This window comes from Mucilaginibacter terrenus (assembly GCF_003432065.1).
Taxonomy (GTDB): domain Bacteria; phylum Bacteroidota; class Bacteroidia; order Sphingobacteriales; family Sphingobacteriaceae; genus Mucilaginibacter; species Mucilaginibacter terrenus.
This window is the reverse complement of record NZ_QWDE01000004.1, coordinates 1-19,971: the sequence shown is the minus strand read 5'-3', so window position 1 is coordinate 19,971 and position 19,971 is coordinate 1. Positions and strand designations below refer to the sequence as shown.

Here is a 19,971-nt window from a genome sequence, read left to right as displayed (position 1 = left end):
ATGAAATGGATCTTCCGGACCTATGTAAACAGGTTGGTGAAGAACGAATTTCATGAAATTACCTATAACAATGTTCTCATAGATCCGGAAAGGTCGGTGCTATTGATAGGTAACCACTTTAGCTTTTGGGATGGTCTTATTTTATTTTATCTGAATGAGAAACTGTTCAAGAAGAAGTTTCACGTTATGATATTGGAGGAGACAGCTCGTAAAAGTAGTATGCTGCGGTACGGCGGGGCATTTACAGTAAACAAAACCTCCAAAGATGTAATTGCTTCGTTAAATTATGCCGCAGAATTACTAAAGGACCCGAGTAAACTGGTGCTGATGTTCCCGCAGGGAAAGCTGTTCTCGAACTTTGTAGAAGAAGTAAAGTTCGAGAAAGGCGTGATGAGGCTGATAGACAAGGCAGGAGAGAGGTGCCAGGTGATATTTGCGGCAACTTTTATTCAGTACTTCAGGCACAAAAAGCCAAATGTGAACGTTTATTTAGAAGCGCCGGTTAGGGAATATGCCGGACTTGATATAACCAAGTTGCAAAACGATTACCAGCAACTGTATAAGGCTGGTCATGAGCAGCAAACCAAAATAGAGATATAAGTGATCATAGTACTGCTCATTGTATTTATTTTTTTGATACTGAGGTTTACGGTTACCCTGTTCAATTATGTTTCTAACCCTAAGCTGCCGCGTATTGGCAAACACTATACGGAAAAGGTGTCTATCCTGATCCCCGCACGCAATGAGGAAGAAGATATTATTGCATTACTGCAGTCAATTGTTGAGCAAGATTACAGCTATTATGAAGTAGTGATACTCGACGATAACTCAACTGATAAAACTTATGAGCTATGTGAAGCGTTTTGCGCTAAACACCGCCAGTTCCGTGTGATAAAGGGTAATCCACTGCCTGAAGGTTGGTTGGGTAAAAATTATGCCTGCTGCCAGTTGGCCCAACAGGCGAAAGGCAAATACTATTTATTTTTAGATGCTGATGAAAAGGTATACAAAGGGTTGCTGAACAGCGCCGTACATCGTATGCACCTTCGTGGACTTACCCTTTTAAGCCTCTTTACCAACCAGGAGATGCAAACTACCGGCGAGAAGATTGTAGTGCCGTTGATGCATTTTATTCTGCTTAACCTGCTACCGTTAAGACTGGTGTTCCTGGTAAGGAGTGCGTCTGTATCAGCTGCTAGCGGTCAGTTTATGTTGTTTGATGCTGAAACCTATAAAGAATATCAATGGCATCAATTAGTTAAGGACAAGATAGTAGAGGACGTGGAAATAATGAAGCTGGTGAAATCAGCAAAGCTAAATGGCGAGGCGTTGCTGGCAAATGGTATGATAAGCTGCCGCATGTACAAAAGCTACAACGAAGCTATCAACGGCTTTAGCAAAAACTTTCTGGCTGCATTCAATTACAATATAGTTGGCTTTGCCTTATATCTGCTCATGATCATTGGCGGCCCGGCAATTATTCTTGCTACCCGAAATCCAAACCTTGTATCTATTATGCTCACCTTGGTTGTCATGAGCCGTGTAATGATTTCGCTCGCCTCGGGCCAGAACGCCCTCCGCAACATATGGCTGCATCCTTTACAGATGTTTGCGCTGCTGCATATCGGTGTTACATCTGTACAAAAGTATTTCACTAAATCTACCACATGGAAAGGCCGGAAAATACCTTCCTGAGTTCCCGCATTGCCGTGGCTGTAATAGTACTGTTCCATTTTGTTGGTCTGGTTGGTTTTGCGATACCCTCAACACGACCGCTTTTTACGCAGGTTGTGGTTTTACACCTGTTGCTCATGTTGCTGATCATTACGCTTAACCACAGTACCATAAATGTGTGGTTTTTGACGTTTTTTGCTTGTGTTTTTACCGCTGGAATTGTTGTTGAATGGATTGGCGTTCACAAGCACTGGCTCTTTGGTGACTACAGCTACGGAGCCACACTAGGCACCAAGGTGCTTGATATACCATTGATGATTGGGGTAAACTGGTTTCTGTTGGTGTATGCTACAGGGGTTACCCTGCAGCGAAGCAGGCTTAAAAATCAGTTTTCAAGGATTATCATTGGGTCGCTCATACTGGTATTGCTGGATGTGTTAATAGAACCCGTAGCTATAAAGTTTGACTATTGGCATTGGACAACCGGTGTAATTCCGGTTAAGAATTACGTCTGTTGGTTTTTGGTAAGTGCTGTGATGTTATCTGTATTTGAGCTGTTCGGGTTTAAAAAACAAAGCATTGCTGCGCCGGTTCTATTGTTGACCCAGTTTGTGTTTTTTGGTATTTTGCTACTGATAATCAGTATTCAACGGTGATTTCGGTGAAATAAACATTGGTTTGTCGGCAAAGTTTCATCCTTTTTATTGATAGGTGCTCTTTAACACTTAATGCGTATTTTTGTAAACAATGAGCGAGTTAAACTTACAGGTAACTATAGATCAGGACTCTGGCTTTTGCTTTGGAGTAGTTTACGCTATTGATATGGCGGAGGAAATACTGGCCGAAGATGGCTATCTATACTGCCTGGGCGACATAGTGCATAATGACGAGGAAGTTAGCCGTTTAAAGGCGCTTGGTTTACGTATTATTGATCATACTGACCTTGCGAACCTGTACAACGAGAAAGTACTTATCCGTGCACACGGCGAAGCACCTGAAACGTATCGTTTAGCGCTCGAGCATAATATTACCCTCATTGATGCATCTTGTCCGGTTGTACTTAAACTGCAAAACCGGATAAAAACCTCCTATGATAATAAAGAGCAGATATTAATATTTGGTAAGCATGGCCATGCAGAAGTAGTTGGCTTACAGGGACAAACAAACGGAGAAGCGGTAGTTTTTCAAGACATCGCCGAGTTGGATAATGCTGACCTTCCGGCTAGCTTCACGCTTTATAGTCAAACTACCAAGAGCATGGAAAAGTTTTATAGTGTTAAAGATGAATTGCTCGCAAGAGGTTACGAAGTGAAGGCTAATGATACAATTTGTCGCCAGGTAAGTAACCGCGATAAAGATCTGCCGGCGTTTGCCGCTAAATTTAACAAGGTGGTATTTGTATCTGGCAAAAAATCATCTAACGGAAAGGTGCTTTTTGAAGTTTGCCGAAAGCATAATCCGGATACTTATTTTGTATCAAGCCTGGACGAATTAGACCCGGGTATGTTCTCTGAAAATGATAAAGTAGGTATAGCAGGGGCTACATCAACTCCTATGTGGCTTATGCAACAAGTGAAAGCCAAACTGGAGTCGTTTTAACAGCACGCTTTTTGCTGTATACAGTTAATTGAAAAACAAACCCTCTTACATCGGTTTATTGGTTGCCATTGCGGTTATTGGCAGTTGGATAACGTCAACCGTATTGCTGATGCAATCGTCGGTAAACTTTAGCAGTCCACTTTTATATTTATTCATTCTGGTGCAAATGCATCTGTACACAGGTTTGTTTATCACCGCACACGATGCTATGCATGGCACAATAGCTCCGAATAGAATGGTGAACAATGTGGTAGGGCAAGCCTGCACATTGTTTTACGCATCTTTCTGGTACCCTAAGCTTTATACAAAGCATCATCAGCATCACAACCATGTTCATTCCGATGAAGACCCCGATTATCATGATGGAAGCTTCGTTAGCTGGTATGTGCGGTTTATACGCAATTACCTTGCGTGGTGGCAAATTGTTGTAATGGCAGTTGTATTCAATGTCTTGAAGATTTGGATTCCGCAAACCAATCTCATCCTTTTTTGGGTGGTGCCATCGCTTTTAAGCACTTTGCAGTTGTTCTATTTTGGCACTTACCTGCCTCATAAAGGAGAGCACGACAATAAGCATCAGTCGCGGAGCCAAAAGCGAAACCATATTGTTGCTTTTGTCACCTGTTACTTTTTCGGCTATCATTATGAACATCATGATGCACCATGGGTGCCCTGGTGGAAGTTGTGGAAGGTAAAAAACTAAGTTTACAGCTTATCATCTTTTTGTAAGTTGTTGATCATTCAAGAACTTAGGGCTGAAATTTTATTATTTTTGTAGTTCAATTATGGCTAAAAAGGGAATTTTACTGGTTAATCTGGGTACGCCGGATAGCCCATCAACAGCAGATGTTCGCAAATACCTTGATGAATTTTTAATGGATCCAAGGGTTATTGATGTAAACCCTGTGCTACGCACCTTTTTAGTAAAAACCATTATTGTTCCGTTCAGGGCACCTAAGTCTGCAAAGCTTTATCGCGCCATATGGGATGAAAAAACAGGTTCGCCGCTGTTGCATTATAGTATGCTTCAACAACAATTGCTACAGCAGCGACTTGGTGACGGGTATATGGTGGAACTCGCAATGCGGTACCAAAGCCCATCAATAGATTCGGCCCTGCAGCGGTTGAAAGAAGCCTTGATTAGTGACATTCAGGTTATCCCACTGTTCCCGCAGTATGCCTCTGCAAGTACAGGATCAGTACAGGAAAAGGTTATGAGCATCGTTAAGGAATGGCAAACTATTCCCAATATCGGCTTTTTAAATTCGTTTCATGACGATGATCTGATGATTGAAACTTTCGCGGATAATGCTGCAAAGTATCAGCCCGATACCTACGATCATATCCTATTTAGTTTTCACGGATTACCACAGCGCCAGCTTAAAAAGTGTGATCATACCGGCAACTACTGCTTAAAAGTTGACGGCTGCTGCAATACGCTGAACGATATAAATAAGCTTTGTTATTCGGCTCAGTCGCATGATACCGCTAGGTTAATAGCAGCTAAGATGAATTTACCGAGGGAGAGATATACCGTTTGTTTTCAATCGCGCCTGGGTAGCGATCCATGGGTTCAACCTTACACCAGCGAGATTATAGAAAAGCTGGCTAAAGAAGGGAAAAAGCGGCTCTTAGTTTTTTGCCCAGCGTTTGTTGCCGACTGTCTTGAAACTGTATACGAGGTTACTACAGAATACGGAGAGGAATTTAAGGCACTTGGCGGTGAGCATGTGCAGTTGGTTGAAAGCCTTAACGATTCGCCAAAGTGGATAGATGCTTTGGAAAGGATCGTTAAAAAGGAAGTAAATACCACTGCGAAAACACCACAGTTGGTTTAAGCTACCAGTTCACTGGTAATTTTAGCTGATAAAAGGCACAATGGTATACCCCCGCCCGGATGTACGCTGCCGCCACAAAAGTAAAGTCCATTTACCTTATTCGATTTATTTGAATGGCGGAGGAATGCAGCAAGTTTGCTGTTGGAGCTGGTGCCATATATAGATCCTTTGTAAGAAGATGTTTTAGATTCTATACTGATTGGATTTAATATGTTTTCACAGGCTATAAGCTTACTAATGTCTACTCCAAGTATTTTGGATAGTTTACTTTGAATGTTAGCCCTCGCTTCTTTAATTATCTGTTCCCAATCTTGACCATCGTTTGATGGTACATTTATCATCACAAACCAATTCTCACAACCTTCTGGTGCGTCGTCTGATTTATACTTGGAGCTTATGTTAATATACACCGTTGGATCATGATAAACAGTGCCTTGTTTCCAAACATGTTCAAATTCAGCGCCATTATCGCTGCTGAAAAATATGTTGTGCAAATCCAGTTCGGAGAAAGTTCTTTTAATACCCCAGTAAAAGATAAGTGCAGAACTGCTTCGTTGCTGCTCCAGCGTTCCGGTGGGATGCAAATTAACGTGTTTGCTCAATAGTTTCTTGTAGGTAAACCATACATCCATGTTCGACACCACCACATCGCTAGGTATGTCTTGTCCATTAACGCGTACACCTTTTGCTTGATTATTGATAAGGACTATCTCATCTACCCGTTTGTTAAACGTAAAGGTGACACCTAAATCTTTTGCCAACTGTACCAATGACGAGGTAATGCTGAACATCCCGCCGTCAGGAAACCACGCGCCATAATGATGCTCGAGGTGAGGAATTACATTCAGTGTTGCAGGCGCCTGGTAAGGATTCGAGCCATTGTAAGTAGCGTACCTGTCAAAGAACTGTATTAACCTTTTATCCTTAAAAAACTTCCTGTTAGCATTATGCATGCTGCGTAAAGCATCAATTTGCGGCAGCTTTAACATAGATTTGAACGTGCCCCATTGCAGGTACGTTTTTAATTGATGAAGTGATTGCTCCAGGAAGACATGGTTGGTAATATTATAAATATCTGCACTGTTGGCCAAATAATTAATGATAGTAGAAGTTGGCTCTCCGGTGGCATTAGTTATTTCCCGGGCAAATCTCTCTGTATGGTCGTATGCACATAACCGGGTACCGTCAGGATAAAAGTACTTGCAAACCACTTCCAGCTTTTGATAGTTAAAGTAGTCACGCGGGTTTTTTCCGGCTAATTCAAAAAGCTCGTCAACGTATTGCGGCATGGTGAACAAACTTGGGCCGGCATCGAAACGATAGCCTTCAATTACCATCTCAGAAAGCTTGCCGCCTGGGTAGCTATTTGCCTCAAAGACATCCACATTGTAGCCTTTAACGGCTAAACGGATTGCTGCAGCTATTCCGGCTATACCGGCACCAATTACAACGGCTTTTTTGTCGGGCATGGGTGTAAAGATAAAAAGCAGGACGATGTTTCCTGCTTTTTAAATAATGTTTAGTAAGAGGACAAACTATCCTTCATGGACGCCTTCGCCTATCTCCTCAATTGTTTTCCTGTTAAACGCTTCCAAATCGGCAGGAGTTCTGCTGGTTACCAAGCCGTTGTCAACCACAACTTCCTCATCAACCCAATTTACCCCTGCGTTTACCAAATCGGTTTGTAACGACGGGTAGGAGGTAAGTGTTCTGCCTTTTAACATACCCGTTTCTATTAAGGTTTGTGGTCCGTGGCATATCGCTGCAACTGGTTTACTCTCATCCAAGAATGCTGAAACAAAGGCTACTGCATCTTTATTCTGGCGTAGCTTATCCGGGTTGAGCACACCTCCGGGCAGTACCAGGGCATCATAGTCATCGGGGCTAACGGCGTTTAGCTCTTTGTCAACGTCTATCTCAATTCCCCAATCAGTCTTGTTCCAGGCTTTTATTTTTCCGCTTTTAGGTGATATTACGTGTACAGTTGCACCTGCTTCTTCCAAAGCCTGTTTAGGACTGGTAAGTTCCACTTGCTCAAATCCTTCTTCGGTAAGTATTGCTACTTTCCTGTTATCTAACTTAGCCATAGTAGTAGTTTTAAATTGTTTACTTTAACTACAGCTTTATGAACAGAAGGTTTTAAGAAATCAGGATTGTGACACGAGTTGCTTATCTGCAACGTGAGCAATTGCGTAATTAATGAAATTGCCCGTTAAACCGTAGTCTTCAGTGCCTTTCCTGCGAATGAAATAGAAATCGCGGGTTATTTTAAGACCCTCAACCGGAACTTCTACCAACTCACCCTCAGCTAATTGCCTGACAATTGACGGGCGCGGCATAAAACCAAGGCATTGGTCTGCAAGTAAGAAGTTTTTTAGTGCCTCGGTACCGCCCAGTCGAATTTTTACAGATAAATCACCGGGTTTAATATTCAGGGTAGATAAAGATTTAAGCAACGCGGTTAACGTTCCTGAACCGCGTTCCCGCAGTGCCAAAGGCGTTTTTACAAACTGTTTTAATGTCAGTGACTTACCTGCCAGCGGGCTTTTTGCAGAGCAAACAGGTATTACCTCGTCACTCATGAAATGCTTGTAAGTTACGGTGGTTAACTTGCTATCTGCCTCAATAATACCCAGATCCACCTCATGGTTAAGCAATGCATTAAGTATGTATTCAGAATTACGGTTAACCAATTGTACACCCACATTAGTATATTCCCGCTGGAAACCTGAAAGAATATAAGGCAGTATATACAACGCAATGGTAGTACTTGCCCCTAAACGCAGGTGCCCTGCAGCGCTCCCGACATTGCTTAATATGGATAGCTCATATTCTATTTTGCGCTCTATATCAGTTGCTTGCTGCAGGTATTCGTTTAGTTTAATGCCTGCGTTAGTAAGTAAAATGCTGTTCCCCTTGCGTTCAAAAAGGGCCACCTTGTATTGGTCCTCCATTGCTTTTACATGTTTGCTAATGGCGGGTTGAGTTACAAACAGCACCTGGGCTGCTTTGGAAAAACTCAGGTTAGCGGCAACTTCCATAAACACGCGGTGCGAAAAAGATATCATCTCGGGAGCATTTGCTCAAATATACGATATAATTAAAAGTTATAACGTGAGACGATCTGCCCTTAAAAATAGCATCGACAAGACCATCAATCGGTGATTTCACGAGCAAAAATCTGCAAAAACCACATTTTTTTAGATGCAGGATACTCGTCTTGAACTCGAAGGCGGTAATTTAATTGGTGACGCTGTTGGAAAGCATTTCCGTTCATCAACCATGTGTAAAACTTGTGACGGTGCTTTAGTTGTTTAGTGGCTTTTTACTTACTTTTGTGATATGATAGAATTGCCTGTAGTGCCTGCCACCCAACCACAGCGTAAGCCGGACTGGTTAAGAGTAAGGCTCCCTGTAGGGAAGGAGTATGCCCACGTTCGCGGTTTGGTGGACACCCACAAATTGCACACCATTTGCGAAAGCGGTAACTGCCCTAATATGGGCGAGTGCTGGGGTGCCGGTACGGCAACTTTCATGATATTGGGTAATATTTGTACCCGTAGCTGTTCTTTTTGTGCAGTAGCTACCGGCAGGCCATTAGCTGTGGACCTTGACGAGCCAAACCGTGTAGCTAACTCTGTTAAGCTAATGCAGGTAAAGCATTGTGTGATCACATCTGTAGACCGTGATGATTTAAAGGACGGCGGATCTACCATTTGGGCAGAAACCATTAATGCCATTCGCCGGGAGAGCCCGGAAACAACATTAGAAACCCTGCTGCCCGATTTCCGTGGCATATGGGACAATCTTGATCGTGTAATAGCGGTACGGCCAGAAGTAGTTTCTCATAACCTGGAAACCGTCCGCCGCTTAACCCGCGAGGTACGTATCCAGGCCAAATACGACCGCAGCCTTGAAGCGCTTAGGCGAATATCAGACAGTGGCCTCCGTACAAAATCAGGCATTATGCTAGGCTTGGGCGAAAAGGAAGAGGATGTGCTTGAGGCGATGGACGACTTGCTGCAGGCAGGCGTACACATCTTAACGCTTGGCCAATACCTGCAGCCAACACGCAACCATCACCCGGTTATAGATTGGATACACCCTGATCAGTTTGCTGCTTACAAGGAGTGGGGATTAAAAAAAGGTTTCAGGTATGTAGAAAGCGGACCGCTTGTGCGCTCGTCTTACCATGCTGAGAAACACCTTTTTGAAATGTAATTATTCCTTTCTATCTTCACCGAGTTGAGCAAGAAGAGAAAAATATCACTATCAGAGGAAGAGCTGGTAAGTGCCCTTCGTAATCGCGAGAAAGTAGCAATAGAAGCATTATACGATATGTATTCCGCTTCGTTGTTTGGTGTTATCTCCCGCATCATTACTGATACCGCCGTTGCTGAAGACGTTTTGCAGGAAACATTTGTTAAGATCTGGAATTCTTTTTCTGGCTATAGTGCCGAAAAAGGCCGCCTGTTTACCTGGATGGTCAATATCGCCCGAAATTTGTCTATAGACAAGGTGCGATCAAAAGATTATAAAAATCAGAACAAAAACCAGGAGCTTGAAAATAACGTAACTTTTATAGACGAACAAAGAAACACGGTTTACAAGCCTGAGTTGCTGGGGATCAGAGATTTGGTATCTACCTTAAAACCCGAGCAAAAATCCATACTTGACCTGGTGTATTTTAAAGGGTATACCCACGTGGAAGCAGCCGACGAACTTGGCGTGCCGCTGGGTACCATTAAAACACGGTTAAGAATGGCGATACAGCAACTCAGAAAACATTTCAATTAAAGTGGAAAACATCAGGGAGTATATTGAGTCAGGGATTTTGGAGCTTTATGTTCTGGGCGATTTAAGCCCTGAGGAAAAGCTTCAAGTGGAGGCAATGGCCGCCCAGCATGCTGATGTTAAGGCGGAGATTGAAGATATTGAACGTTCCATGGAGTTTTACGCAAAGGCAAACGCAGTTGAACCTGCCGAACCATTGCGCGACAAAATCATGAACAGCTTGCTTACAAACCTTGGTGATGATCGGATTTTTACTAAAGCCCGTAAACACACCGAGGAAGATATCCCTTACGAGGATGATAATAGCGGAGCAAAAGTTGTTGAAATGCCTGTTAGAACCGGTAATTTTTACAAGTATGCTTTTGCGGCCTGCCTTGCTTTGCTGTTGGTAAGTATATATGGCATAGTAAATTTGTATAGCCGTTTGCAGGAACGCGATGCGCAACTTACGGCAATGACTACTGATAGGGAGAAGATAGCTAACCAGGTTAATGTTATGGACAGGGAACTCGGCGTTTATCGCGATCCTATTTATAAGGTATTGAGATTGAAGGGAACAACTAAATCCCCTGACGCAATGCTCACCATCGCCTGGAACACGGCCAACAAAAAGATACTGGTAGATATGAAAAGTATGAAGCTGCCGGCTCATGATACAAAGCATCAGTATCAGCTTTGGGCAATCGCGGGCGGTAAACCAGTTGATCTTGGTGTATTTGACTCCGCCGGTAAATTAGATTCATCTGCTGTTAAGGAAATGAAGGCTATTGCCGCTGCAGAAATGTTTGCCGTAACTGTTGAGCCAATGGGCGGAAGCGTAAACCCTACTATTACAGAAATGGTAGTTGCAGGCGCCACAAACTAGCTTGTTAAAAATATAAAGGACTGTCCCCGTGAGCAAAACTCACGGGGATTTTTTATTCAGCAAAAAACCAAAAATAAATTGCTGTGTTTAGTAACTATTACATATTTCGCTCGTCATATGTATACTAGTTTGAAGTATTTAGTTCTTTATAAGATCAGTTAATAGTTTTGGAAAACGGATGTATGATACTTGCACCCGTTTTTTTTATGCCAGTATTTTTGCCATTGTAGCAGGCAGTTGCGTTATTACCCTGCCCGGTAAAACTACATTCATCCGGTTTGGTAAAGCCAGTTCGTCTCCCGCTTTACCGTGCAGGTAAACCCCAAGGATACAGGCCTGGGTAGGCGCGTACTTTTGCGCCAACAGCGAAGTGATGATCCCCGTTAAAACGTCGCCCATACCACCCGTCGCCATGGCAGCGTTCCCGGTGGAGTTAAAGTATAATCTCCCTTCCGGCGATACCGTTATGGTATAGTCATTCTTCAGTACTATATTAATTTTAAGCTCTGCTGCCTTTACTTTAGCAGTTTGTAAACGATGCCACCAGCTGGTGTGCTCGCCAAAGAGCCTGTCAAATTCTTTCATATGCGGCGTAAGAATGCTGCCTGGGGGAAGTTGTTTTAGCAGCTCTTGATGCTCGCTTAACAGGTTAAGCCCGTCCGCATCAATCAATATCGGCTTTTTAGAATTTGAGATAACATGTTTCAGCAAGTTGACCGATGCGGAATCCTTACCTAATCCCGGGCCGATGCCAATTGCGCTATACTTGTCCAGGTCAATTTCCGGCAAGTTATCATCCTTCCGTACAATAGCCATCAACTCCGGTAGGTAGCTGTTCAGCGCAGTCAATCCGCTTTGCGGGATGCAAGCAGTAGTTAAACCCGCACCTGCATGCGCGCAGGCTGATGATGACAGCAGCGCAGCACCCATAGTTTCGTCGGCACCAGCTATAATCAACCCATGCCCGTAAGTTCCCTTATTGCTAAAACGATGCCTTTCGGCTATAATCACTTTAGCATCGCTCTCTTCTATAAAATAATATGGTGTAGCCAGCGAGTTTATAAACAATTCATCCAACCCAATTTTTACCACTTCCAAACAGTTAATGTATGGCGCAGATTCAGGAAGCAGAAAGTTAATCTTTGGCTGTTCGAAGGTGATGGTGAGGTCAGTCCTTAATGCTACTGCCTCGTCAGGTATCTCGCCGTCAGTAAAAAAGCCTGTTGGTACATCAACTGCAACAACGGTTTTTTGCAAACCATTAAGGTAATTAACAACTCTTCTGTAATCACCCTCAAGCGGCTTGTTTAAGCCGCTGCCAAGCATGGCATCTATAATTATGTCGCTGTTTTCGGGCGGTAATGAAGCCCCACTTCCAATTTCAAGACGCTTTATACCACCCAGCCTTTGCAGGTTTGCTTCAAAATCCTCACTAGCTTTTGCCGAAAACCTGGTGATCTTGACGTTAATAAGATTGTAGCCATGATCGTTCAGCAGGCGAGCGATAGCTAATCCGTCGCCTCCATTGTTGCCTGTGCCGCAGTACACCGATATACTTTTTCGCTTATCCTGAAAATGGTTTATGAACCAGCCCACGAAAGCTTTAGACGCACGCTCCATCAGGTAGAGAGAGCTTATCGGTTCGTTGGCAATGGTGTAAGCATCCGCCTGGCGGATCTGTTCGGCAACAAGTAATGGCAACATATCTTGTAAAGATATGCTGCCAAAGTTTTGTTTGAAAGTTTTATAGGTACTACCAGGCGGCTACCGCCTGCAGTTGGGCTATTTTATTCCCATTTCTTTCTTCAGGAATTGCCCTGTAAAGCTTTCTTTTACTTTACACAATCCTTCCGGCGTGCCGCTGAACAGGATCTTGCCACCGCCCGAGCCTCCTTCAGGCCCAAGGTCAATCACGTGGTCAACAACTTTTATTACATCCAGGTTATGTTCTATAACTAACACCGTATTGCCTTTGTCTACCAATTGATTAATTACGCCAAGTAGCACGTTAATGTCTTCAAAGTGGAGGCCGGTCGTAGGTTCGTCCAATATATAAAAGGTGTTTCCGGTGTCTTTTTTAGATAACTCCGTAGCCAGTTTTACACGTTGCGCTTCACCGCCGGATAGCGTAGTAGATACCTGACCAAGCGTTATGTAACCTAAACCAACATCAAACAGTGTTTTTACCTTTCGGTAGATGGATGGTATATGTTCAAAAAATGGTGTGGCATCCTCAATGCTCATGTCCAGAACATCGCTGATAGATTTGCCACGGTACCGAACTTCAAGCGTTTCGCGGTTATAACGGCGACCCTGGCATTCTTCGCAAGGCACCTGTACATCCGGTAAAAAGTTCATTTCTATCACCTTCATACCACCGCCCTGGCAAGTTTCACAACGGCCACCTTTGACATTGAAGGAGAACCTGCCGGGTTTATAACCACGTATGCGCGACTCCGGTAGCGCCACAAACAGGTTACGAATATCAGAGAATACGCCTGTATAGGTAGCGGGGTTTGATCTTGGCGTACGCCCAATAGGTGTTTGATCTATCTCGATCACCTTATCTATGTGTTCCAAACCCTCTATTTTGTCATAGGGAAGAGGATGTTTCTTCGCTCTAAAAAAGTGGTGGTTGAGTATAGGATACAAGGTTTCTGTTATCAGGCTTGACTTACCACTGCCCGATACCCCTGTTATACCTATAAGCTTACCTAAAGGAAAGTCTACAGAAACCTTTTTGAGGTTATGACCGGTTGCCTTTTTAAGGCTCAGCACCTTTCCATTTCCTTCACGGCGTTTCTTTGGTATTGCTATTTCTTTTTCCCCGTTGATGTACGATGTAGTGAGCGTATGTTTAGTCATTAATTCGGCAGGGGTGCCCTGTGCGACCACTTGGCCGCCATGCACACCTGCAGCCGGGCCCATGTCTATAACGTGGTCAGCTTCCAGTATCATGTCTTTATCGTGTTCCACCACCAGCACTGTATTGCCCAAATCCCGAAGGTTTTTAAGCGCGTTTATCAACCGTTCGTTATCCCGCTGGTGAAGCCCAATGCTCGGTTCATCCAGGATGTACATTACGTTCATCAACTGCGAACCTATTTGTGTAGCCAGCCTGATGCGCTGCGCTTCTCCGCCCGATAAAGTTTTCGCGGTGCGGTCAAGCGTTAAATAACTTAAACCTACGTCCAGCAGAAAGCCGATGCGCGCGCGTATCTCTTTCAGTATCTCTTTTGCAATAACATTTTGTCGCTCGTTTAAACGGTCCTCCAGATTGGTGAACCACTTTTGAAGCGTGTTGATGTCCATAGTGGCAAGTTCAAAGATGTTCTTCTCGTCTACCTTAAAGTGGAGCGACTCCTTTTTTAACCGTGCGCCATTACAAACCGGGCAGGTACGCAGCACACGATAGTTTTCCATATCGTCCATACCTTCATCGTTGCGGCGTTCCTGCTGTTCTTCCAGCATGCGGATGATACCGTCGAATGTGATCTGGTAGCTTTGTACATTCCACTTGTTGTATTCAACCGCAACGGTTATCATGTCCGGACTACCATTTAAAATGATGTCCAGTTGTTCGCGTGTGAGTTTTTCTAAAGGTACTGATAACGAGAATTCGTACTTTTTACCCAATGCTTTTAACACCTGGAAGATCCAGGTTTCGCGGTATTCGCCGATAGGTGCCAAGCCACCATTTATAATGCTGAGCTTTGGATTGGGTATAACAGAAGCTTCGTCAACCTCGAATATGTAGCCTAGGCCATTGCATTTTTCGCATGCGCCGTAAGGCGAGTTAAAGGAAAATGTGTTTGGCTGGGGCTCGTCATAAGATATGCCCGATACCGGATCCATCAAGTATTTACTAAAGTAAGCTACGTTATTATCCTTATCCGCAATACGAATGATGCCTTTTGCAGTTTTAAGTGCCGATTGTACTGATGTGTACAGGCGTTTACTGTCCGCTTCGCTTACTACCAGGCGGTCTACTACAATATCTATATCGTGTATTTTATAGCGGTCCAGCTGCATTTTAGGCTCAACGTCCATAATGGCGCCATCAACGTATACTTTCAGATAGCCTTGTTTGCGTATCTGCTCAAACAGCTCCCGGTAGTGGCCCTTACGTGCTTTAACAACCGGTGCTAATATATTTACAGGCTGCCCGTCAAATTTTTCCATTATGGTACGCAGGATCTGGTCCTCGCTCATCCGCTCCATCTTCTCGCCGGTGGTGTAGCTGTAAGCATCACCCGCCCTTGCAAAAAGTAAGCGCATAAAATCGTATATTTCGGTGATGGTACCAACGGTACTGCGCGGGTTTTTGCTGGTTGTTTTTTGCTCGATAGCAATTACGGGACTAAGCCCTGACACCTTATCTACATCAGGCCGTTCCATACCACCCATAAACTGGCGCGAATAGGCCGAAAAAGTTTCCATATAACGGCGCTGCCCTTCTGCGTAGATCGTATCAAAAGCAAGTGACGATTTCCCGCTGCCACTTAGGCCGGTGATCACCACCAGCTTGTTGCGCGGAAAAGAAACATCTATATTTTTAAGGTTATGCACCCGGGCGCCGTACACTTCAACTTCACTTTGCTCGCCCAGGTCTATTTGTTTTTCATTCATATATGTCAGCAAAAACAGGTAAAGGGCTGAGGGGTTTTAGTCAGCCGATTAAATACTAAAAAAGTTCGCAAATATACTCAAAAACGGCGGGCTTTCATACAGTTACACCTGGTACGAACATGAAGATTAATGTAATAATAACCTGAAGCGCGGCTGCTTGTTAGTTCGATTTTAACGTTTCGTACTTGTTGCCGTTAGATGGGTCGGCTTGTAAAAGGGTGTTCATCGCCTGCATCTTTTCGGTGCCGCTTGCTTTGCTGAATATGGAAACCAATTCCTCATCCTTCGCGGTAAAAAATGCCAGAGGGTAGTAAGAACCTATACGCTTGCGATCAACCTGGGTAAGCTGCGGCAGTAAAGCTGCTATAGCTTTGCGCGCACGCGTGGGATTATCTGCCATAAGATCCAGTCCGTTTCGGTGATAGTCGTAACTGAAACTGCGAAGATTGTTGTAGATTTTATTGTTCAGGTTCTCCGCCAGCCAATACCGGTTTAGGTTGCTGTCGAAAGCTTTCCAGCCTTTAAACGAGGCTGTTTGTGCATTAGTGACTATGTTTTGTGCGTTCAGAAAGTAATTTGTTCCGCCAAATCGGGAGAACGAATCATAATCCATTCCTACAATAATGTAGGCATAAAAAGCCATCACGGAACTCAGGTTGTTTTGAAAGTTTTGATCGCTGTAATCAATTGTCTGCCCCTCGGTATAGCTAAAGTCTACATCTTTGTCGTTAATGTTCAGCAGTGTGGTCGTATACCCCGAATTGTAAACCGGCCTGGATGATTGCACCTGCAGCTCGCAACTAAAATTGCTGCCGCCGTCCCATGCATTTACATTCAGTACAAAGTTGCAGTCTATCCTTTCCAGCGGGCCAATAGCATCAGCCGCCCACTTGCGACCGTTTAGAAAATCCTTTATAGCTGTTTCAAGGGTAGAGAAAAGGCGTTTGTTACTTACCTGTATTTTAGGTGTGAGTACTTTTACCCGTGCCCGCAAGTCCTGCGCTTGGGTAAAGCAGCACAACAACAGCAAGACAGCTAGTAAAAAGAAACGCTTCATAGATTTAATAAGGATATAAATTTAGCACAAATATCCTTCGCTACTTCATTTTTATCCTTCAAATCAAAAGCAGTCTTATTTAAGCTGCTATCTATAATGGTAATTTTGTTAGTGTCACTTTTAAATCCGGCACCTGCATCGTTAAGTGAATTAAGAACTATTGCATCCAGGTTCTTGTTCTGCAGCTTACCAATGGCATGCTGTTCTTCGTTCTCGGTTTCCAGTGCAAAGCCAACCAATACCTGCCCTTGCTGCTTTTGCTGGCCAAGCGTTTTGAGGATATCGGTGGTTTTCTTAAGTTCAATGGTTAAGCTGCCTTCCTGTTTTTTTATTTTTTGCGGAGCAACTTCTGCCGGCGTGTAGTCTGCCACGGCGGCGCACATTATGCAGCCATTTGAAGATGGAAAGTAGATTAGGCACTCGCGCAACATATCGGCTGCGCTAACAACATCTATCCTCCTAATATTTTTAAATGTGCTTTTTTGTGCCGTAGGACCTGCAATCAACGTAACATCTGCACCCTTGGCGGCTAATTCATCAGCAATAGCAAAACCCATCTTGCCTGAAGAGTGATTGCCAATAAACCTAACCGGGTCAATAGCTTCATAAGTAGGACCCGCAGTTACCAGCACTTTTTTATTAGCTAATGGCAGGTTCTTTTTCAGATCAGCTTCTAAAAACGTCAGGATCTCTTCAGGTTCGGCCATCCGCCCTTCACCATGCAAGCCGCTGGCCAGTTCGCCGCTTCCGGGAGGAATCAAAGTGTTGCCAAAGGTTTTTAGCTGGGCAATATTGTGCTTTGTAGAATCATGCTTCCACATGTCAAGGTCCATTGCAGGGGCAAAGTACACAGGGCATTTTGCCGACAGGTAAACCGCGGTAAGCAGATTATCTACCAATCCGCCGGCCATCTTCGCCATCGTGTTAGCACTTGCCGGGGCAATAAGCATGAGGTCGGCCCAAAGGCCAAGTTCAACGTGGTTGTTCCACTCGCCTGTTTCGGTTTTGAAGTACTCGCTATACGCCGGTTTTGTTGAAAGGGTGGACAGTGTAAGCGGGGTGATAAAGTTGGTAGCATCAGGTGTAAGCACAACCTGTACTTCTGCACCAGCTTTGATGAGTAACCGCACCAACGTGGCCGATTTATAAGCTGCTATACTCCCGCAAACGCCTAATAATATCTTTTTACCTTCCAGCATACAAGTTAAAGTAAAAAATAAAAAGTCAAAGTTCAAAAACCGGCAATACCTGATCTTTGAACTTTGACTTTAAACTTTAGATTTAAGGAAGCTTATGCTTCTTTTTCCTTAGCAGGGTTACGATAATAAACCTTGTCTTCAAGAAACTCCTGTACCGCAACCAAAGTTGGTTTTGGCAATCGCTCATAGTGTTTAGAGATCTCTATCTGCTCGCGGTTTTCAAAAACCTCTTCCAGGTTGTCATTTGCTGATGCAAACTCAGATAGTTTCTGGTGCAATTCTTCTTTGATATTGTTAGATATCTGGTTAGCACGTTTAGACATGATCACCAACGATTCGTAGATGTTGTCGGTTTTTACATCCAGTTCGCGCAGGTCGCGTGTTACGGTACTGCTGGCAACTGTGCCTTTATTTGTGTTGTTAGCGCTCATATATCTTTACTAATTAATATGGTATTTTCTGGTTATCTCTGTCTTTTATTGATGGTGGATGAGTAGCCGTTGTATCCTTTTTAGCAACTTTTTCTGCAAGCTTCGGGTTCACCGAAAGCTGAGCCATAAAACGCTTGGCTTTCAAAGCACCTTGCTCGCTGCTTTGTTTTAAATCGGTAGCTTGTTTACTATAGGTGCTGCTTGGGTATTTTTCGGTAAACTGGTCAGCATAGCTAATTGCCTGGTTAAAGCGTTCTTCCTGCTTTGGCTCGCTGCTCACTTTGGCATACTCGTATTGAGCCTTGATAGTTAAAAAGTCAAGCTCCTCAGCATACTTAGTGTCGGGGTAATCACGCAGCGTATTGTTAAACGCAATAACAGCCGCCTGGTAATCGCTTATAGTAAGGTATAGCTTAGCATTTTCGTAAGCCTTTCGCTCCAGTTTATCGCGCAGGTTTTGTATTAGCTTGCTCGCTTCGGTAACACGGTCACTTTTGGGATAAAGGTTGATAAACAACTGTAGTGCCTCTATAGCCTTAGTGGTATTCTCCTGATCCAGCGAATAAATTGGCGAGTCCAGGTAGAAGCAATAAGCAGCTATAAACCGGCACTCTTCCGCGCGCGGGCTAGATGGATAAGTATCTGCAAAGGTTTTGAAGTGATAGCGCGCGCTTGCGTAATCTTTTAGCTTATAGTTTGTGTATGCGTAATAGTAGTAAAGGTCTTCTGCACCCTGGCGACCGCGGTAAAGTGTTACCAGGTCTTCAAATAAACCAAGTGCTTTGCTGTAATCCTTCTTATTATAGTATTTAACCGCTTCTGAGTATTTCTTAGCGTTATCGTTACTGGCTTTTAGCTTTTCGTATTTGCTTTTACAACTCCCGAACGCAATAAGCAATAACAGCAATGCGCCCGAAATTATATGTAGTTGCTTTTTAAACATTTTGCAAAGATAAGTTAATATTCATGACCCGTCAATTATTTATTTAACAGGCGAATATATAACGGCGTTTGTTCTCCTTATATATATAGTAGCACGATTTAACATCTTTTAACGCTTGCTTATATGATACACGACAAGCTATTCTGTTGCTGTGGAGGAGGGTTGCATATATACTATACATACAGGCCTACGGAATAAATGCTAATTATAACTGTGTTATTAGTATGTTGAAGGTTATAATGTCATTCATCCGATCGTCCGGTATGTATTCTTAGGCCTTCAATTCTTTACCGCAGGAATTTACCTGCGTCTATTGGCATCAATGTGACGATACTACAGCATACGTTTATAATATAGTATGCATTTATCCTCCGTTGAATGCGGCTTGGCGTTTATTGGAATAGGGGTATATAGCAGAAACCGTGGATACGTTATTATCAGTCCCGAATGATTGTAGATTAAATTTTTGGATAACAATTAGGCGTTTTAGGGACCAACTGCATTATTTATTTACGTCCGCTACAAGACTGATTAAATTTCTGCATTCATTTACAGTGGTTTAAGAAAAGTGAGTGAAATTAATTGAGCAAACGTTTGCGAAAGCAGTTTCTGTTCGTACCTTTGCAGCCCGCAAACGAGATAGTGGGATTAGTTCTCTGACATCATGCAAATAGAAAATACTTTAAGGAAAGTGAAAATAACACTTGACAGGAGTTAAAAATATTTGCACCTTTGCACTCCGCAAATGAGGCAACGAAATTGCGGTAGTTAATTGAAATAGGGGAACAGAAAAGAGCAAAAAAATTAAAAAATAATTTTTGCAGAAATAAAAAACTTTTCTACCTTTGCAGTCCCAAAACGAGGGAGAGAAAATCGGAAACGAGATTTGAAAATAACGTTAAAGAGCCGGAAGCGTTTTCCGGGGAAAACAAAAGATTGAAG

General features: G+C 43.4%; 18 protein-coding genes. 9 read left to right on the top strand and 9 right to left on the bottom strand.

Translation table 11 applies throughout. The features are described 5' to 3' along the window. The 6 genes from DYU05_RS17410 (at nucleotide 1) to hemH (ending at nucleotide 5,111) form a co-directional block, all read left to right on the top strand. Complete coding sequence (locus DYU05_RS17410; protein WP_165852101.1) at nucleotides 1-600, top strand: 1-acyl-sn-glycerol-3-phosphate acyltransferase; 600 nt, start codon at nucleotides 1-3, stop codon at nucleotides 598-600. A gap of 33 nt (nucleotides 601-633) precedes the next feature. Next, nucleotides 634-1,695, top strand: coding sequence for a glycosyltransferase (locus DYU05_RS17405; RefSeq protein WP_235854049.1), 1,062 nt, complete (start codon nucleotides 634-636; stop codon nucleotides 1,693-1,695). Further along, nucleotides 1,668-2,330, top strand: coding sequence for a carotenoid biosynthesis protein (locus DYU05_RS17400; RefSeq protein ID WP_117384426.1), 663 nt, complete (start codon nucleotides 1,668-1,670; stop codon nucleotides 2,328-2,330). The genes DYU05_RS17405 and DYU05_RS17400 overlap by 28 nt, the downstream gene beginning before the upstream one ends. Nucleotides 2,331-2,421: 91 nt before the next feature. Further along, nucleotides 2,422-3,273 (top strand): 4-hydroxy-3-methylbut-2-enyl diphosphate reductase, encoded by an 852-nt coding sequence (locus DYU05_RS17395; RefSeq protein ID WP_117384425.1) that lies wholly within the window; start codon nucleotides 2,422-2,424, stop codon nucleotides 3,271-3,273. Nucleotides 3,274-3,301: 28 nt separating this feature from the next. Next, the gene (locus DYU05_RS17390; protein WP_235854048.1) at nucleotides 3,302-3,976 is read left to right on the top strand and encodes a fatty acid desaturase; all 675 of its coding nucleotides are present in this window, start codon (nucleotides 3,302-3,304) and stop codon (nucleotides 3,974-3,976) included. 82 nt (nucleotides 3,977-4,058) lie between these two features. Then, a complete protein-coding gene (gene hemH / locus DYU05_RS17385; RefSeq protein ID WP_117384424.1) occupies nucleotides 4,059-5,111 on the top strand; it encodes a ferrochelatase in 1,053 nt (350 codons plus the stop codon). Here hemH and crtD read toward each other — a convergent pair. From crtD to DYU05_RS17370, 3 genes are all read right to left on the bottom strand, one after another. Continuing rightward, nucleotides 5,108-6,580 (bottom strand): 1-hydroxycarotenoid 3,4-desaturase CrtD, encoded by a 1,473-nt coding sequence (gene crtD / locus DYU05_RS17380; RefSeq protein ID WP_117384423.1) that lies wholly within the window; start codon nucleotides 6,578-6,580, stop codon nucleotides 5,108-5,110. The genes hemH and crtD overlap by 4 nt on opposite strands. Before the next feature lie 66 nt (nucleotides 6,581-6,646). Further along, on the bottom strand, nucleotides 6,647-7,198 hold the full coding sequence (locus DYU05_RS17375; protein WP_117384422.1) for a type 1 glutamine amidotransferase domain-containing protein: 552 nt from the start codon (nucleotides 7,196-7,198) through the stop codon (nucleotides 6,647-6,649). Between the two features lie 60 nt (nucleotides 7,199-7,258). Continuing rightward, the gene (locus DYU05_RS17370) at nucleotides 7,259-8,179 is read right to left on the bottom strand and encodes a LysR family transcriptional regulator (protein WP_117384421.1); all 921 of its coding nucleotides are present in this window, start codon (nucleotides 8,177-8,179) and stop codon (nucleotides 7,259-7,261) included. Nucleotides 8,180-8,453: 274 nt separating this feature from the next. Between DYU05_RS17370 and lipA the strand changes: the two genes are divergently transcribed. Genes lipA through DYU05_RS17355 form a run of 3 tightly spaced genes read left to right on the top strand, consistent with a single transcriptional unit; the run spans nucleotide 8,454 to nucleotide 10,770 of the window. Then, the gene (gene lipA, locus DYU05_RS17365) at nucleotides 8,454-9,332 is read left to right on the top strand and encodes a lipoyl synthase (RefSeq protein ID WP_117384420.1); all 879 of its coding nucleotides are present in this window, start codon (nucleotides 8,454-8,456) and stop codon (nucleotides 9,330-9,332) included. Nucleotides 9,333-9,356: 24 nt separating this feature from the next. Then, nucleotides 9,357-9,908 (top strand): RNA polymerase sigma factor, encoded by a 552-nt coding sequence (locus DYU05_RS17360; RefSeq protein WP_117384419.1) that lies wholly within the window; start codon nucleotides 9,357-9,359, stop codon nucleotides 9,906-9,908. A 1-nt stretch (nucleotide 9,909) separates the two neighbouring features. After that, nucleotides 9,910-10,770 (top strand): anti-sigma factor, encoded by an 861-nt coding sequence (locus DYU05_RS17355; protein ID WP_117384418.1) that lies wholly within the window; start codon nucleotides 9,910-9,912, stop codon nucleotides 10,768-10,770. A gap of 204 nt (nucleotides 10,771-10,974) precedes the next feature. Here the strand turns inward: DYU05_RS17355 and DYU05_RS17350 are convergent, their stop codons facing one another. The 6 genes from DYU05_RS17350 to DYU05_RS17325 form a co-directional block, all read right to left on the bottom strand. Beyond that, nucleotides 10,975-12,474, bottom strand: a complete 1,500-nt coding sequence (locus DYU05_RS17350; RefSeq protein ID WP_117384417.1) for an NAD(P)H-hydrate dehydratase — start codon at nucleotides 12,472-12,474, stop codon at nucleotides 10,975-10,977. Between the two features lie 78 nt (nucleotides 12,475-12,552). After that, nucleotides 12,553-15,399, bottom strand: a complete 2,847-nt coding sequence (gene uvrA, locus DYU05_RS17345) for an excinuclease ABC subunit UvrA (protein ID WP_117384416.1) — start codon at nucleotides 15,397-15,399, stop codon at nucleotides 12,553-12,555. A gap of 160 nt (nucleotides 15,400-15,559) precedes the next feature. Then, nucleotides 15,560-16,456, bottom strand: coding sequence for a type IX secretion system protein PorD (gene porD, locus DYU05_RS17340; protein WP_117384415.1), 897 nt, complete (start codon nucleotides 16,454-16,456; stop codon nucleotides 15,560-15,562). Next, a complete protein-coding gene (gene coaBC / locus DYU05_RS17335; RefSeq protein WP_117384414.1) occupies nucleotides 16,453-17,655 on the bottom strand; it encodes a bifunctional phosphopantothenoylcysteine decarboxylase/phosphopantothenate--cysteine ligase CoaBC in 1,203 nt (400 codons plus the stop codon). The genes porD and coaBC overlap by 4 nt, the downstream gene beginning before the upstream one ends. Before the next feature lie 92 nt (nucleotides 17,656-17,747). Continuing rightward, nucleotides 17,748-18,086, bottom strand: a complete 339-nt coding sequence (locus tag DYU05_RS17330; RefSeq protein WP_117384413.1) for a DNA-directed RNA polymerase subunit omega — start codon at nucleotides 18,084-18,086, stop codon at nucleotides 17,748-17,750. A 13-nt stretch (nucleotides 18,087-18,099) separates the two neighbouring features. Then, nucleotides 18,100-19,029 (bottom strand): outer membrane protein assembly factor BamD, encoded by a 930-nt coding sequence (locus DYU05_RS17325; RefSeq protein ID WP_117384412.1) that lies wholly within the window; start codon nucleotides 19,027-19,029, stop codon nucleotides 18,100-18,102. Nucleotides 19,030-19,971 lie beyond the last annotated feature (942 nt).

What these genes read in the sequence shown, in the direction of transcription:
- coaBC (WP_117384414.1), bottom strand. Translation starts at nt 17,655, where the DNA reads ATGCTGGAAGGTAAAAAGATATTATTAGGCGTTTGCGGGAGTATAGCA.
- crtD (WP_117384423.1), bottom strand. Translation starts at nt 6,580, where the DNA reads ATGCCCGACAAAAAAGCCGTTGTAATTGGTGCCGGTATAGCCGGAATA.
- porD (WP_117384415.1), bottom strand. Translation starts at nt 16,456, where the DNA reads ATGAAGCGTTTCTTTTTACTAGCTGTCTTGCTGTTGTTGTGCTGCTTT.
- DYU05_RS17375 (WP_117384422.1), bottom strand. Translation starts at nt 7,198, where the DNA reads ATGGCTAAGTTAGATAACAGGAAAGTAGCAATACTTACCGAAGAAGGA.
- DYU05_RS17395 (WP_117384425.1), top strand. Translation starts at nt 2,422, where the DNA reads ATGAGCGAGTTAAACTTACAGGTAACTATAGATCAGGACTCTGGCTTT.
- hemH (WP_117384424.1), top strand. Translation starts at nt 4,059, where the DNA reads ATGGCTAAAAAGGGAATTTTACTGGTTAATCTGGGTACGCCGGATAGC.
- uvrA (WP_117384416.1), bottom strand. Translation starts at nt 15,399, where the DNA reads ATGAATGAAAAACAAATAGACCTGGGCGAGCAAAGTGAAGTTGAAGTG.
- DYU05_RS17350 (WP_117384417.1), bottom strand. Translation starts at nt 12,474, where the DNA reads ATGTTGCCATTACTTGTTGCCGAACAGATCCGCCAGGCGGATGCTTAC.
- DYU05_RS17400 (WP_117384426.1), top strand. Translation starts at nt 1,668, where the DNA reads ATGGAAAGGCCGGAAAATACCTTCCTGAGTTCCCGCATTGCCGTGGCT.
- DYU05_RS17325 (WP_117384412.1), bottom strand. Translation starts at nt 19,029, where the DNA reads ATGTTTAAAAAGCAACTACATATAATTTCGGGCGCATTGCTGTTATTG.
- DYU05_RS17330 (WP_117384413.1), bottom strand. Translation starts at nt 18,086, where the DNA reads ATGAGCGCTAACAACACAAATAAAGGCACAGTTGCCAGCAGTACCGTA.
- DYU05_RS17370 (WP_117384421.1), bottom strand. Translation starts at nt 8,179, where the DNA reads ATGATATCTTTTTCGCACCGCGTGTTTATGGAAGTTGCCGCTAACCTG.
- DYU05_RS17410 (WP_165852101.1), top strand. Translation starts at nt 1, where the DNA reads ATGAAATGGATCTTCCGGACCTATGTAAACAGGTTGGTGAAGAACGAA.
- lipA (WP_117384420.1), top strand. Translation starts at nt 8,454, where the DNA reads ATGATAGAATTGCCTGTAGTGCCTGCCACCCAACCACAGCGTAAGCCG.